Raw genomic sequence first — 14866 nt, 5'->3', positions numbered from 1 at the left:
GTGCGACACCGGGCGCGAAAACAGCGCGGCGGCGTCTGCGTCGTTGCGGAAAAGCGGGGTCATGACGCCTTTATGCCTTCTACGGCCAGGCCATGAATGTGCCTGAAGTCGCTCCGTGCCGAAAGGCATGGAGAAGCAAGGACAGGTGCCAGTACGCTCCTTGTAAGCTGCCGGCAAGGCTTGCGCGACGCGGCATGCGGGGCTGGCCGTATGCCGCGTCGGTCTTCCCTGCTTAGTGGTGTGTTGCAGGGCTGTAGCGCAGGGTCAGGAACCAGCTGCGTCCGGGCTGGTTGAAGTACCACGCGGTTGCATAGCGGCGGTCGAACACATTGGCCAGGCGAGCCGACAGCGTCCAGTCCGCCGTGAAGGCGTAGCTGGCGCGCAGGTCGGTGGTGGCATAGCCGCCGAGGCGGTGCTGGTTGGCCGCATCGTCGTAGCGCATGCCGGCGGCATAGAAGGTCGCGCCCACGCCAAAGGCACCGAACTGGCGGTCGGCGTCCACGCGCAAGGTCTTCTCCGGCCGGCGTGCCAGCAGGTTGCCGTTGTTGGGGTCGTCCGCGCCGCCGACGTCCTGCGGCCGCATCAGGGTGAGGTAGCCGTGCACGTTCCAGTGGGCCAGGCGTGTGCCAGCCTGCGCTTCCAGGCCACGGATGCGAGCGCGGCTGATGTTCTCGGGGTAATAGCTGCTGTTCAGCGCGATCAGGTCGTGGATGCGGGTCTGGTAGGCATTCAGTGCCCAGTTCCAGCCCTGGCCCTGCTGCGACAGGCCCAGCTCGGCACTGCGCGAGGTTTCCGGTTTCAGGTGGGGGTTGGCCGACGGAATGCCGTAGTACGGGGGATAATAAAGGTCGTTGAAGGTCGGTGCGTGGAACGCACTGCCGTAGCTGGCCATCAGGCGCAGCCCGTGGTCGAAGTGGTAGCCCCAGGCTACGGCGCCGGTATCGTGGCCGCCGAACTGGCCGTTGTGGTCGTGTCGGGCCGACAGCTGCAGCTCGTTGCGTCCGAAGCTGCCCTGGTACTGCAGGAAACTGCCGGTGTCGTCGATCTGGCTGGCAAGGTAGCCGGTGCTGCTGGAAATGTGTTCCTGGCGGTAGTCCACGCCCGCGGTGAGCAACTGGTCCGCACCCAGGCGGATGTCGTTCTGCCACGACGCCTGATTGCGCCGCGAGTTGTAGAAGCCGGTCGGCGTCAGCGGGTAATACGTGCCGTAGTAGGTGCCCTGATAGAACGTGGACGCCAGGTCGCGGCTCTGTCCGGCACTCAGGGTAACTTTCCAGGGTTCCAGCGGCGAAAAGCTCAGGCGTGCACCGGCCAGCTGCTGCTCGTTGATCGCCCGGTTGCCGCCGTAGGGTGTGCCGCCGTATTCGACATCGTTGCGGCTGCGCAGGCCGGTCACCGCCAGTTCGGTGCCGTTGTCCCAGCGGTAGCCCGCATCGAGCAGGCCGTTCCAGTTGCGATAGGCATCGTTGCGCGGGTCGTCGGCGAAACAGCCCGCGCCGGCCTCGGCCGCGCCCATGCGGCACGACGGGAACCCATGGGTGTATTCGCCGCCCAGGCTGAGGTTGAGCCAGGCGTGCCGGTCACCGCCGGACAGGCCCACCTGGCTGCCCGCCAGTCCATGGCTGCCGGTGGTGACGGACAGGGAGGGCGTCAGGCCGCCGTGCTGCGAGCCGTGCCGGGTGAAGATCTGGATCACGCCACCGATGGCGTCGGCGCCATACAGGCTGGAACGCGGCCCGCGCACGATCTCGATACGCTGGATCTCGTTCACCGGAATCTGTTCGAGCGCGGGCAGGCCGGCGGTCACCGAACCGATCCGGATGCCGTCCACCAGCACCAGCGTATGGGTAGAATTGGTGCCGCGCATGAACAGCGAGGTCTGCTCGCCGAGCCCGCCCGCCTGAGTGATGGTGATGCCCGGTAGTCCCTGCAACAGATCCACCAGCGAGACCGGCTGCAGGCGCTGGATGTCGGCGCGGGTGATGACCGTGACCGAGGACAAGGCGTCGTCGGCACTGATCGCGGTACGTGTTGCGGTGACGATCACCGGGTCGAGAGTGGTATTGGCCTGGGCGGCCAGGGAGGCGGCGCTGGTCGTCAGGCATCCGAGCAGCGCAACAGCAAGCAGAGTTCTTTTCATCGTTCCAGTCCCAGCCGTGCGTCCCCGCGCGGCCTATGAGTTCGGGGGCTGGTGGTGCGTCGGGATCAGCTCGGAACGACGAAAGGGCCGAAAACAGGTGCCATCGCGCGGTTCGGCCTCGCCCACCGCGAGCCACCAGGACATCGAATCGGGCCGGTCTCCGGACTCGCGAGCGGCATGTACTGGACACACCTGGACGCGACGCCTTCCCGTGCAGGGCACAGTGGCATCAAGTAGTCGCGCCGATGACTCGCTTACCGTTGCGGGGGCAGCGCCGGGTTTGTCGTGTCGAAGACACATCGCACCGGCTTCCCGTTTCATCCCCCGGCCGGATTTGGCCGGGGAACACCCGAATCGCGCTTGATTTTAACCTGCGCGAACATTGTTAAACAATTATTTAATAATGAAAGGGATTGGAGTCCGCTTTGCACGGCGATTTTTTACATAATCCATGTATATCGGAATTGCTAAGAAAGTGTTGACAGTCACAAGCGGACAAACTAAGTTCGAGCGTCAGAGGGACCGAAGAGTTGATAGAGGGGCTTACGGCCGAAGTCCAGCGATGGTGCACTTCCCGGACGAAGTGTTACCCAAGCGTCGCGGGACTGCGGTTTGCGGGTTGTCAAGTCAGCTTCGGATTCCTTGGAGATTATCGCCAGCACTGTCTGACAGGCAGGTTGGCGTGGCCGTTGTCCAATTGCCCGTGATGGGCTGTTTTTGGGGAGATTACTGATGAATAAGCGCTTCGAGCGGGGCACGCACTACCGCCGTAATGCACTCGCTGCCGCCATGGCCGTGAGCCTCGGTTTCACCGGGCTTGCCTATGGCCAGGCCACGACCAGCAGCATTTACGGTACCGCACCGGTGTCCGCTGGTGAGACCGTCCAGGCCGTCAACACCCAGACGGGCCTGACCCGTTCGGTGGCGGTCGATTCGACCGGCCGTTACACCCTTATCAACCTGCCGATCGGTGACTACACCGTATCCCTGATGAATAATGGCTCTGCCGTTGCCACCAAGGAAAACGTGCATGTGGGCGTGGGCGCGGGCACCGCAGTGCCGTTCGCTGCCGCAGCATCGGCCCAGAATGCCCAGAACATGTCGGGCATCACCGTGACCGCCAACTCGCTGCCTGCGATCGACGTGTCCTCCACCCGCCAGACCTCGGTGATCACCGCCGCCCAGCTGAAGCAGCTGCCGCTGGCCCACAACGCCGAGTCCATCGCCATCCTCGCGCCTGGCGTCGCCGGCGGCAACGCCAGCCTCGGTACGGGCCCGGCTGGTACCCCGCTGATCTCCTTCGGTGGCGATTCGACTGCTGAGAACGCCTACTACATCAACGGCTTCAACACCACCGACCCGGTGGGTAACGCCGGTGGTATCGCGCTGCCGTACTTCGCGATCGCCGAACAGCAGACCATCACCTCCGGCTACGGCGCAGAATACGGCCGTTCCACCGGCGGCGTGATCAGCCAGATCGGTCACCGCGGTGGCAACCAGTTCCATGCCGGTGTCTATGTCACCTTTGCCCCGACCTGGGCGCAGAGCGGCTACAAGAACATCCACTACGCGAACCCGCAGTCGACCACCCCGGGGCAAGAGGTTGGCGACATGTTCGTCAATCGCCAGAAGAACGAGGATTGGAGCACGGTCTATGACGCTTACCTGTCGGGACCGCTGATCAAGGACAAGCTGTTCTTCTACATCACGGCCGAGGCCCAGCACGACAGCAGCAAGTCCACCGGTTCGGTCAATTCGCCCTACTACAACTCGCACAGCACCAGCCTGCCGAAGCTGTACGCCAAGGTCGACTGGAACATCAACGACAACAACATTCTTGAAGCCACCTATGCCTCGAGCAAGCTCGAGGATCTGTCGAACAATGCGTACAACTACGACTACAGCACGAATAGCGTGGGTAGCTACGCCGGCATCAACAATCCGCTGTATTCGAGCAAGTTCAACATCGGCATCCTGAAGTACACCTCGTACATCACCGACAACCTCACGCTGAGCGTGCTGGCCGGCAAGATGAAGAGCACGTACTACAGCTATCAACAGTCCTATCCGGGCTTCAACCCGGGAATGGCGGGCGTGGCCTCGACTTACAACCAGAACCCGACTGTCGCGGGCTATGGCAACACGAACAACAATGCGCTGACCATCCCCTCGCCGGACCATAGGTCCACCGAGAACAACTTCCGCATGGATCTGGACTGGAAGCTGGGCAACCACGACCTGAAGTTCGGTATCGACAACATGCGCAGCACCGACATGAGCGACGGTAGCCAGAGTGCGGGTCCGGGGTATTACTGGATCTACGGCAAGGAAGGTTCCAAGAACTTGTCGTCGCCCACTCTGCAGTGCAATGCGCTGGGTCAGTGCGTCGCCAACCCGGTCAATTACCCGAACGGTGGCGCGGTAGGTACCGGCACCAACGCTACCAGCTATTACGTCATCAAGCGGACGTATGGCGGCGTGGCCTCGTTCACGGTGGAGCAGAAGGCGCAGTACATCGAGGACAACTGGCAGATCACGCCCAACCTGCTGCTGAACCTTGGCCTGCGCAACGACCAGTTCACCAACTACAGTGCCGGCAACCAGCCCTACATCAGGGAAACCACGCCGCAGTGGCAGCCGCGTCTGGGCTTCAGCTGGGATATCTTCGGCGACAGCAGCGCCAAGCTGTACGGCAACGTGGGTCGCTACTACCTGGCCCTGCCGACCGGTCTGGGCGTGCGCATGGCCGGTGCCAACGCCTACCTGAACGAGTACTACACCTACTCGTCCATCGACTCCAACGGCCTGCCGCAGGGTCTGACCCAGGTTCCCACGACGGCAACCCCATATTCGCCCGACGGCGAATACGGTACGCCCAAGGATCCGAAGACGATTGCTGCCGCGGACCTGAAGCCGATGTATCAGGACGAGTACGTGCTGGGCTTCCAGAAGGCCCTCCACGCGTTCGGCCAGTCGCTGGTCTGGACCACGCAGGCGACCTACTCGCGGATGAACAACATCATCGATGATACCGGCACCGTTCCCAATCCGCCGGCCGATGCGAATCCGATTGCCTACCAGACTGACATTCTGGTCAACCCGGGCCGTAGCAATGTCATTCGCTATCTGACGAATTCTGGTACCTACAGCACCTACATCTGGAACCCGCACACGGCCTGCGACGGAACGGTCTGCGGTTTCCCGAAGGCGTTCCGCAAGTACTACAGCCTGGAAGAGGCGCTTGAGCATCCGTGGGACGGCAAGTGGATGGGCAAGATCGACTACGTGTTCGCCAAGAGCTACGGCACCACGGAAGGCCCGACCTACTCGCCGCTCGGCCAGACCAGCAACGCCTCTGCCGCCGCGGGTGGTGGTCAGTCCGGTTCGATCAGCGAGGCTTGGGATTTCCCGACGCTCATGCAGTATTCGAACGGCGAACTGCCCAATTCGCATCGCCACACGCTGAAGGCTTACGGCACCTATGCGATCACCCCCGAGTGGCTGCTCAGTGGTCTGTACATCGTTCAGTCCGGCGCGCCGATCACCTGCCTGGGTTCCTATGGCCCGAACCAGGTCGATGCGGACGGTTATGGCGAGGCTTATCACTGGTGCAATGGTATGCCGTCGCCTCCGGGCAAGGCGGGCCATACGCCGTGGACCCATCAGCTCGACCTGTCGGTCAGCTATATCCCGGAATGGGCTGGCAAGCACCTGACGCTTCAGGTACAGGTCCAGAACGTGTTCAACGAGCAGAAGGACACGGCTTACGTCGTTACCCACGATGGTGTGGGTGGCGCACCGGATCCGAACTACAAGCTGCCGATCGGCGGTGTAACGGGCTACGCGGTCGAGCTGCCGCGCTACGCCGAGTTCAGCGTGAAGTACGACTGGTAAGTCGAAGCGCTCTCCGGTCATCGCCACGGTCAAAGGTGGCGATGGCTGGCGAACGACTGGCAAGAAAGCAAAGAAAGCAAAAGGCCACTGGTTATCCAGTGGCCTTTTTGTTGCGTGGCTGACAGGGTGGACTAGAGATCCAAACGTTGCCGCAGCGGCAGCAGCAAATCCCCGTAGAGCTCGCCGTGAGGCGTGGTCCTGGCGATGGGCTGGCGCACCTGGGCCGCGCTGGCGGTGCTGCGCACCTCGCGCTTGGCAAGGTGCGGGGTCAGGCAGGCGGGCTCGAGCGGCAGCCCGCAGAAATCGAGAAGCCGGCGGATCTGCGCTTCCGTATCGTCCAGCAGCGTTTCATAGGAAAAGTCGAGCAACTGTCCCGGGAACCGCTGCTGCCAGTAGCCGGCAAGCTGCTGATGGTCGCGATAATGCGCGGTTAGGTCACCGAGGTCGTAGCTGAAATGCATGCCGTGACCGAAAAGCTGACGGTAGCAGGCGAAGCAGTTCTCCACCGGGTCACGGTGGCAATGGATGATCCTGGCTCCGGGCAGCATTGCCCGGATGGCGCCGACCAGCGGCCAGTTCAGCAGACCTTTGTCGGTAAAACGCGGATGTTGCGTGCGCCAGCGGGCGGTACGCGCAAGGTAATCCTGGCCAAGTCGCTGCCAGTCGTCCGCGGACGCCGCGCCGACCCAGTCCGGAAACGCCTGGTTGCGGCGGCGAGACTCGTCTTCGATGACGGCGGGCAGATCCGGAATCTCGTTGGCACCTTCGACCTGGCTGTGCGAGGCAAGGATGTGCTCGACCAGGGTCGAGCCCGAGCGCGGCATGCTGACGATGAAGATGGCTTCGTGGCCCAGCGTGGCATCGCGGGGCGGTGGCAACGCTGGCCGGAAGGCCTCCATGATGTGCCCGATGCGCTGATGTTCAGCCGCGGCATCCCAGTCCACCAGCTTTCGCTTGTCGCTGTTGGCCTGGCGTAACGCCTCGAAGGCCGCCGCATAGTCCTGCTGGTCTTCCAGTGCACGGAAGAGGCTGAAGCCCAGTGCCACGCGGGTATCCGGATGGATGCCGGGGCGCTGTAGTGCCTGCCGCAGGTGGGCGGTGTCGGCCGGGCTCAGCGGTTCGGTCTTGAGGTTGGCCAGTCCATGCCAGGCCTGGGCATGATCGGGCTGCAGGCGCAGTACCTGCCGATAGCCGGAGACGGCCTGGGTGATCCGGCCCTGCATGGTTGCGATGTCGGCCAGGGCGATGTGGGCCAGCAGATGGCGCTCGTCCAGTGTCACAGCCCGCTGCAGGGCTTCGCTGGCATCGTCCAGCATGGCGTCCTGCTTCAGCGCCTTGCCCAGGTTGTACCAGGTCGGTGCCTGGCCGGGAGCCAGCTCGCAGGCACGGCGCAGGCAGGCCAGTGCCTCAACGGTCGCACCCGTATCGTGCAGGGCCATGCCCAGGTACATCTGGATCGTGGCGTCATTGGTACTTTGGCTTGCGGCCTTGCGCAGGAAGCGCAAGGCTTCGGCTCCGTCGCCGGCCATCAGGCTCGCCACGCCGTACAGGAACTGGGCGTTGGGGTGTCCTGGCGCGCCTGCCAGCACCTGCCGCAGCGTCTGTCGTGCCTGCTGCACCTGGCCTTGGCTCAGCGCCTTGCCGGCTTCGGCCAGCTGCCGCTGCAGCGAGGGGTTCAAGCTTAGGTTATGCGTTGGCATGAGGGTGCGATAGGGCTGGCGTGAAACGCATGAGCGGCTGGGTCCCGGCTTCGGCATGCACGGGTGACAGGGCTGACCCGGTCAGAGTAGTGCATCCGGGTTGGCGCAAGGACCTCAGTCCGTCTGCAGCTCGGCCACGAAGTCGTAGATGTCGCCGCGATACCACGAGGTGGTGAACTCGACCACGCGGCCATCGTCGAGGAAAGCGCGGCGTTCGATATTGAGGCCGGCGCTGTTCGGCGGCACGTGCAGAAGCCGTGCGTGACGCGGGTTCAATAGCACGGCGCGCAGGCGCTGCAGGGCGCGGCGCGGACGGCAGCCGCGTGTTTCCAGCGCTTCGTACAGCGAGTCGTGTACCAGCATCGGGTCGGGCAGCACGCTGGCGGGTACCACGGTGCGTTCGATCGCCAGCGGTTCGTCACCCGCGTAGCGCACGCGATGCAGGCGGACCACCTGCACGCCGGGCGACAGGTTGAGCGCCATCGACTCTTCCGGCGTCACCTCGCCCACGTCGCGCTCGAAGAATTCGGAACGCGGGTTGAGTCCGCGTGCGCGTAGGTCTTCGGTAAAGCTGGTCAGTCGCGACATCGGCTTGATGATGCGTTCGGCCACGAAGGTGCCGGCGCCATGGCGCTGGGTAAGCACGCCTTCCTCGACCAGGCCGGCGATGGCTTTACGCACGGTCACCCGCGACAGGCTGAGGATCTGGGCCAGGTCGCGCTCGCTGGGCAGGGTCTGGCCAGGCTCAATGGTGCGCTGCTCAATCACATTGCGAATGGCGCGCCGCAGCCGCAGGTAGGCCAGCGGCTGATGCGTGGCCGGATCGCGGCAGAGGCGGTGGTATTCGTCGGCAAGGGCGCTTTGCATACGTAAAACATACCAATAGCACACCACTGGGACAATCCATGATGCGGCAAGAAATTCGCCATGGATGGGACCGATCGTCATAAAATGAACCGGGCAAAGGACTGGTATCGTCTGGTATTTCATTGGTACGATCAGGGGACCCACGGCAAGTGGCCTACTGCCACCTGCCCCCAAGTGTTCGAGGTGCGATGTGACTCCAGCCTCTCTGCCGGTCGACCCGTTCGACCTGGTGATCTTCGGCGGCACCGGCGATCTGGCCGTGCGCAAGCTGCTGCCGGCCATGTTCCGTCGCTATCTGGCCGGGCAGATCCGCGCCGGCAGCCGCATCATCGGTGTGGCCCGTGAGCCGATGGGCGACGACGGTTACCGCGTACTGGTACGCGAAGCGCTGGGCACCCTGGCGGACGACACGCCGGACCAGTGCAAGGCTTTCCTCGACCTGATCGCGTACCGCCCGCTCGATGCGCGCAAGGACGAGGGCTGGTCAGGCCTGGGCGAGCTGCTCGGCGAACGGCCGGACAACATCCGGGTGTTCTATCTGTCGACCTCGCCGGACCTGTTCGTGGACATCTGCGAACGGCTGGGCCAGCTGGGCCTGAACCAGGGCGCGAGCCGCGTGGTGCTGGAAAAGCCGATTGGCCGCGACCTGGCCAGCGCGAACAAGATCAACGACGACGTTGGCCGGGTCTTCGCCGAATCACAGACCTACCGCATCGATCATTACCTCGGCAAGGAAACGGTGCAGAACCTGCTGGCGCTGCGCTTTGGCAACGCACTGTTCGAGCCGCTGTGGAATGCCGGTCACATCGACCACGTGCAGATCACCGTGGCCGAGACCCTCGGCCTGGGCCGTCGTGCGGGTTACTACGACCACGCCGGCGCGCTGCGCGACATGGTGCAGAACCATATCCTGCAGTTGTTGTGCATGGTGGCGATGGAATCGCCGGCCTCGCTGTCGCCCGATGCGGTGCGTGACGAGAAGCTGAAAGTGCTGCGTGCGCTGAAGCCGATCGACGCCGCCAATGCCGGCCAGCTCACCGTGCGCGGCCAGTACCGTGCGGGTGCCGTCGAGGGCCAGAGCGTGCCGGGCTATCTGGAGGAACTGGGCGAAGACGCCAAGTCCGACACCGAGACCTTCGTGGCACTGAAGGCCGAGATCAGCAACTGGCGCTGGGCCGGTGTGCCGTTCTATCTCCGCACCGGCAAGCGCTTGCCGGAGCGTGTGTCCGAGATCGTGGTGGCCTTCAAGCCGGTACCGCATTCGATCTTCGAGGGCAGCGCCGGTCCGCTGGTGCAGAACAAGCTGGTGTTGCGCCTGCAGCCGGACGAGGGCGTAAAGCTGTGGCTGACCATCAAGGACCCCGGACCGGGTGGCCTGCGGTTGCGTCACGTGCCGCTGGACATGAGCTTTGCCGAAGCCTTTGGGGTGCAGCAGCCGGACGCCTACGAGCGACTGATCCTCGACGTGGTCCGCGGCAACCCCACCCTGTTCATGCGCCGAGACGAAGTCGAGGCCGCCTGGCAATGGGCCGATCCGATCCTGGCCGCCTGGGCATCCAGCAACGAGGGACCGCGGCCGTACACCGCCGGCAGCTGGGGGCCGAGCGCCGCTGTTGCCCTGATCGAGCGCGATGGACGCACCTGGCACGAGGACAACGATTGATGCCCGAAGCGTTCGCCCTGCACCGCTTCGACCATGCCGATGCCCTGGCCGAGGGGCTGGCCACACGCGTGGCGGCGCAACTGCGCGAGGCACTCGACGCTCGCGGCAAGGCGCTGTTGGCGGTGTCTGGCGGCAGTACGCCGAAGCGTTTCTTCGAGCAGCTTTCGCAGATGCCACTGGACTGGGCCAGGGTCACCGTCACCCTGGTCGACGAGCGCTGGGTGCCCGAGAGCAACGAGCGTTCCAATGCGCGGCTGGTGAAGGTCACCTTGCTGCAGCACCAGGCGGCGGAGGCGAACTTCGTGCCGCTGTACGTCGCCGCACCCACGCCCGAAGCGGCCATCGCCACCCTGCGTGCGCGCCTCGGTGAACTGCCGTCGACCTTCGACGTGGTGATCCTGGGCATGGGTGGCGACGGCCATACCGCATCGTTCTTCCCCGGCGGCGACCGTCTGGCCGAGGCGCTCGATCTCAAGGGCACCGCGCGCGTGCTGCCGATGCGCGCCGAGGGCGCGGGCGAGCCGCGCATCACCTTCACCCTGCCCGCGCTGCTGGACAGCCGCGCGCTGTTCCTGCACATCGAAGGCGAGGCCAAGCGCAGCGTGTTCGACACGGCATGCGAGCCCGGCAGCACGCTGCCGATGGGCGCGGTGTTGCGCGCTGCGCCGCAGCTGGAACCCTGGTGGTGCCCGTAATGGGCACGCACTCCGTCCACGTTTTTGTTGCCGGTCGCGCCGATCTCCGCGCGACCAGGAGTTCGTCATGAGTACCTTGCACCCTGTTGTTGCCGAAGTCACCCAGCGCATCGTCGAGCGCAGCCGCCCCGGTCGCGACGCCTACCTGGCGCGCATCGACGCCGCCCGCGGCGAAGGCACGCACCGTCGCCAGCTGTCCTGCGGCAATCTTGCGCACGGTTTCGCCGCCTGCGGCACCGACGACAAGGCTGCACTGCGCGGTACCGTCACGCCCAACATCGGTATCGTCACGGCCTACAACGACATGCTTTCGGCGCACCAGCCGTACGAGCGCTATCCCGAACTGATCCGTCGCGTGGCGCGCGAGGCGGGCGTCACCGCGCAGGTGGCCGGTGGCGTGCCGGCGATGTGCGATGGCGTGACCCAGGGTCGTGCCGGCATGGAGCTGTCGTTGTTCTCGCGCGAGGTGATCGCGATGTCCGCCGCGGTGGCGCTGTCGCACGACATGTTCGATGCCGCGCTGTTCCTCGGCATCTGCGACAAGATCGTGCCAGGCCTGATGATCGGCGCGCTCAGCTTCGGCCACCTGCCGGCGGTATTCGTACCTGCCGGACCGATGCCCAGCGGCATCAGCAACGACGAGAAGACCGCGGTGCGCCAGCGCTATGCCGAGGGCAAGGCTTCCCGCGCCGAGCTGCTGGAGGCGGAGTCCGCGTCGTATCACGCGCCGGGTACCTGCACCTTCTACGGCACCGCCAACTCCAACCAGATGCTGATGGAGATCATGGGCCTGCACCTGCCGGGTGCCAGCTTCGTCAATCCGAACACGCCGCTGCGCGAAGCGCTGACCGTTGCCGCGGTCCGGCGTGCGGCGGCGATCACCGCGCTGGGCGACGACTACACGCCGCTGGGCCGGATGGTCGACGAACGCACCATCGTCAACGGCGTGATCGGCCTGCACGCCACCGGCGGCTCCACCAACCATCTGCTGCACTTGGTGGCGATGGCCGCCGCGGCCGGCATCGTGCTGACCCTGGAAGACTTCGACGCGCTGTCCGGCGTGGTGCCGCTGATGGCGCGCGTCTACCCGAACGGCCGCGCCGACGTGAATCATTTCCACCAGGCCGGCGGCATGCCGTTCCTGATCGGCTCGCTGCTCGATGCGGGCCTGCTGCATGGCGACGTGCGCACCGTGTGGGGCCAGGGCATGGACGCGTACCGCAGCATGCCGGCGCTGAATGCCGCTGGCGAGCTGAGCTGGAACAAGGTCGAGGCCAGCGCCGACCTGGACGTGCTGCGTCCGGCCAGCGAACCGTTCCGTGCCGACGGTGGCCTGCGCGTGCTGAAGGGCAACCTGGGGCGTGCGGTGATCAAGGTGTCCTCGGTGCCGGGCGACCGCCTGGTGATCGAGGCGCCGGCGGTGATCTTCCACGACCAGGACGACGTGAAGGCCGCCTTCGACCGTGGCGAGCTGGACCGCGACTTCGTTGCCGTGGTGCGCTTCCAGGGTCCGAAGGCGATCGGCATGCCCGAGCTGCACAAGCTCACCCCGACGCTAGGCATCCTGCAGGCGCGCGGCCATCGCGTGGCGCTGGTCACCGACGGCCGCATGTCCGGCGCATCCGGCAAGGTGCCGGCCGCCATCCACGTCACCCCCGAGGCGATCGACGCCGGCCCGCTGGGCAAGTTGCGCGACGGTGATATCGTCCGTCTCGATGTCATTGCCGGCACGCTGGAGGCCAAGGTCGACGCGGCCGAGTGGGCCACGCGCGAGCAGGTGCATGCCGATCTTTCCGCACACCACGTCGGCATGGGCCGCGAACTGTTTGCCCCGCTGCGCAACGCGGTCGGTGCCGCCGCCTCGGGCGCCAGTGTGTTCCGCGTGCACGACCGCCATCACGCCGCCGACGTCTGACATCCCTCACTCCTGGCCTTACACCCCTTTCATACGAGCCTTTGCCATGACCCCGCAGGAAACCAAGCAGCAGCAACTCGCCGAGATCCTCGCCCTTGCCCCGGTGGTGCCGGTGGTGATCATCGACGAGGTCGCCCATGCCGTGCCGATGGCGCGTGCACTGGTGGCCGGCGGTATCCGTGCAATCGAGGTGACCCTGCGCACGCCGGCCGCGCTGGACGCGATCCGCGCGATTGCCGCCGAGGTCGAAGGCGCCGTGGTTGGCGTCGGTACCGTGCTGGACGGTTTCCAGCTCGAGGCCGCGCGCCAGGCCGGCGCACGCTTCGCTGTGTCGCCTGGTGCCTCGCCCAAGCTGCTGGATGCCGCCGATGCCGGCGAGCTGCCGCTGCTTCCGGGCGTGGCGACCGCGGGCGAGGCGATGAGCATGCTCGAACGCGGCTATCGCCACCTGAAACTGTTTCCCGCGGTGCCGGTCGGCGGCCACAAGCTGCTGGGTGCCTGGGCCAGCCCGCTGCCGCAGATCCGCTTCTGCCCCACCGGCGGTATCAGCCTGTCCAGCGCGCCCGATTTCCTGAAGCTGCCCAACGTGGCCTGCGTGGGCGGTTCCTGGCTGACCCCGGCCGACAAGCTCAAGGCCGGCGACTGGGCCGGCATCGAACTGCTGGCTCGCGAAGCAGCCGCACTGCGCGGCTGAGCATCACGCGGTACGTGGCGCGGCATCCTGCGAACGGATGTCGCGCAGTGCCGGGCTGGCCAGGCAACCCAGCGCGATCGTCGACAACGTCAGGCCGGCACCGACGAACAACACCGGTAGCGACACCAGCTTGAGCAGTGCGCCCGCGCCTGCCGCGGCCAGCGGTCCCAGGCCGAGGAAGGTGAACATCAGCACGCTCATCGTGCGGCCGAGCATGTTCGGCGCTACCCGGCGCTGGATCCAGCTGACCAGGGTGATCTGCACCACACCGCCGAGCAGCCCGGTCATCGCCAGCAGCGTGGCTGCCAGCCAGGTGGCATGCACACCGGCCAGGCTGGCCAGCACCAGCCCCACGCAGGTGTCGAAGCACAGGATCATGGTGCCGAGGTGGCCACGTACCAGTCGCGCCACGATCCCGGACAGCAATCCGCCCAGCAGCATGCCGCCACCGTTCGCGGCCAGCACGATGCCGAGCGATGTCGCGCCATGGTCCAGCCGGGTGTCGGCCAGTACCGGCAGCCCGACCTGGGTGGGGCCGGTGACGAAGATCGATACCACCGCCGCGTAGAGCATGAAGGCGCGCAACGGCGGGTCGGCGGCGATGCTGCGCAGGCCACCAAGCACCTGTCCGAACACCCCGGGCATGGCGCCGGCACGCTTCGCGCCAGTCGGCAGGCGGATCAGCGCCAGCGTCACCAGCGAGCAGACGAAGCTGGTCGCGTCGATGGCGAAGGCGCGGCCCAGCCCGTGCGCATCCGCCAGCCCGTGCGCGGCTGCGTGTGCTCCGGTGCCGATCACCAGGCCGGCCAGCGCCGGGCCCACGAACAGGCTGAGCTGGCGCATCCCCATCAGCGCGCCATTGGCCTGCTGCAACTGCTGCGGAGCCACGATCGAGGGCATCAGCGCGGTGCTGGCCGGGTAGGCGAAGGCGGTCGCCAGGCCGATGCCCAGCGCCAGTGCGTAGACCCATGGCATGGTGATCCCGCCGGTGAGCACCAGTGCCGCCAGCGCGGCGACCATCAGCGCGTTGGCGCCGCGTGCGATCAGCAGCACATTGCGCGCGGAGAAGTGGTCGACCACGGCACCGCCGATCAGCATGAACACGGCGCGCGGCACCGCCATGGCCGCCAGTACCAGGCCGAGCGCGGCAGGGTTTCCGGTGAGCTTGAGCACCAGCCAGGGCAGGGCCACCAGGGTGAACTGGTCGCCGAAGGCCGACACCGTGCCGCCGGCGAACAGCAGCCGGAAATTGGTGTTGTCGCGCAAGGGGTGGACGGAAGAAGGCGGCATGGTTCGAT

General features: G+C 65.7%; 9 protein-coding genes and 1 riboswitch. Of the genes, 5 read left to right on the top strand and 4 right to left on the bottom strand.

Annotation, left to right across the window (positions count from 1 at the left end):
• Positions 1–232: 232 nt before the first annotated feature.
• On the bottom strand, positions 233–2140 hold the full coding sequence (gene btuB / locus RA164_RS16260) for a TonB-dependent vitamin B12 receptor (protein ID WP_329741886.1): 1908 nt from the start codon (positions 2138–2140) through the stop codon (positions 233–235).
• A gap of 134 nt (positions 2141–2274) precedes the next feature.
• Positions 2275–2508, bottom strand: a riboswitch (cobalamin riboswitch).
• A 364-nt stretch (positions 2509–2872) separates the two neighbouring features.
• Here btuB and RA164_RS16255 point away from each other — a divergent pair.
• Positions 2873–6034 carry a TonB-dependent receptor gene (locus RA164_RS16255; RefSeq protein ID WP_329741885.1) on the top strand — a complete coding sequence of 1054 codons (3162 nt, stop codon included), beginning with the start codon at positions 2873–2875 and terminating at the stop codon, positions 6032–6034.
• Between the two features lie 131 nt (positions 6035–6165).
• On the opposite strand, the gene RA164_RS16250 is transcribed toward RA164_RS16255, so the two are convergent.
• Together RA164_RS16250 and RA164_RS16245 are read right to left on the bottom strand one after the other, a co-directional pair.
• Positions 6166–7713: a tetratricopeptide repeat-containing sulfotransferase family protein gene (locus RA164_RS16250; protein ID WP_329741884.1), complete on the bottom strand. Its 1548-nt coding sequence runs from the start codon at positions 7711–7713 to the stop codon at positions 6166–6168.
• Between the two features lie 135 nt (positions 7714–7848).
• Positions 7849–8601, bottom strand: coding sequence for a GntR family transcriptional regulator (locus RA164_RS16245; RefSeq protein ID WP_329741883.1), 753 nt, complete (start codon positions 8599–8601; stop codon positions 7849–7851).
• Positions 8602–8791: 190 nt separating this feature from the next.
• Here RA164_RS16245 and zwf point away from each other — a divergent pair, with 190 nt between their 5' ends.
• The 4 genes from zwf (at position 8792) to eda (ending at position 13568) form a co-directional block, all read left to right on the top strand.
• Positions 8792–10264 carry a glucose-6-phosphate dehydrogenase gene (zwf, locus tag RA164_RS16240; RefSeq protein WP_329741882.1) on the top strand — a complete coding sequence of 491 codons (1473 nt, stop codon included), beginning with the start codon at positions 8792–8794 and terminating at the stop codon, positions 10262–10264.
• Positions 10264–10959: a 6-phosphogluconolactonase gene (pgl, locus tag RA164_RS16235; protein ID WP_329741881.1), complete on the top strand. Its 696-nt coding sequence runs from the start codon at positions 10264–10266 to the stop codon at positions 10957–10959. The genes zwf and pgl overlap by 1 nt, the downstream gene beginning before the upstream one ends.
• A gap of 67 nt (positions 10960–11026) precedes the next feature.
• On the top strand, positions 11027–12874 hold the full coding sequence (edd, locus tag RA164_RS16230; protein WP_329741880.1) for a phosphogluconate dehydratase: 1848 nt from the start codon (positions 11027–11029) through the stop codon (positions 12872–12874).
• Between the two features lie 46 nt (positions 12875–12920).
• Complete coding sequence (gene eda / locus RA164_RS16225; RefSeq protein WP_329741879.1) at positions 12921–13568, top strand: bifunctional 4-hydroxy-2-oxoglutarate aldolase/2-dehydro-3-deoxy-phosphogluconate aldolase; 648 nt, start codon at positions 12921–12923, stop codon at positions 13566–13568.
• Positions 13569–13571: 3 nt separating this feature from the next.
• Here the strand turns inward: eda and RA164_RS16220 are convergent, their stop codons facing one another.
• Positions 13572–14858: an MFS transporter gene (locus RA164_RS16220; protein WP_329741878.1), complete on the bottom strand. Its 1287-nt coding sequence runs from the start codon at positions 14856–14858 to the stop codon at positions 13572–13574.
• Positions 14859–14866: the final 8 nt, after the last annotated feature.

This window comes from Dyella sp. A6 (assembly GCF_036320485.1).
GTDB classification, from domain to species: domain Bacteria; phylum Pseudomonadota; class Gammaproteobacteria; order Xanthomonadales; family Rhodanobacteraceae; genus Rhodanobacter_A; species Rhodanobacter_A aluminiiresistens.
This window is presented reverse-complemented; position numbering and strand designations above follow the sequence as displayed.

Excerpts from the sequence above, each read along its gene's own strand:
- eda (WP_329741879.1), top strand. The coding sequence starts at position 12,921 with ATGACCCCGCAGGAAACCAAGCAGCAGCAACTCGCCGAGATCCTCGCC.
- btuB (WP_329741886.1), bottom strand. The coding sequence starts at position 2,140 with ATGAAAAGAACTCTGCTTGCTGTTGCGCTGCTCGGATGCCTGACGACC.
- edd (WP_329741880.1), top strand. The coding sequence starts at position 11,027 with ATGAGTACCTTGCACCCTGTTGTTGCCGAAGTCACCCAGCGCATCGTC.
- pgl (WP_329741881.1), top strand. The coding sequence starts at position 10,264 with ATGCCCGAAGCGTTCGCCCTGCACCGCTTCGACCATGCCGATGCCCTG.
- RA164_RS16245 (WP_329741883.1), bottom strand. The coding sequence starts at position 8,601 with ATGCAAAGCGCCCTTGCCGACGAATACCACCGCCTCTGCCGCGATCCG.
- RA164_RS16220 (WP_329741878.1), bottom strand. The coding sequence starts at position 14,858 with ATGCCGCCTTCTTCCGTCCACCCCTTGCGCGACAACACCAATTTCCGG.
- RA164_RS16255 (WP_329741885.1), top strand. The coding sequence starts at position 2,873 with ATGAATAAGCGCTTCGAGCGGGGCACGCACTACCGCCGTAATGCACTC.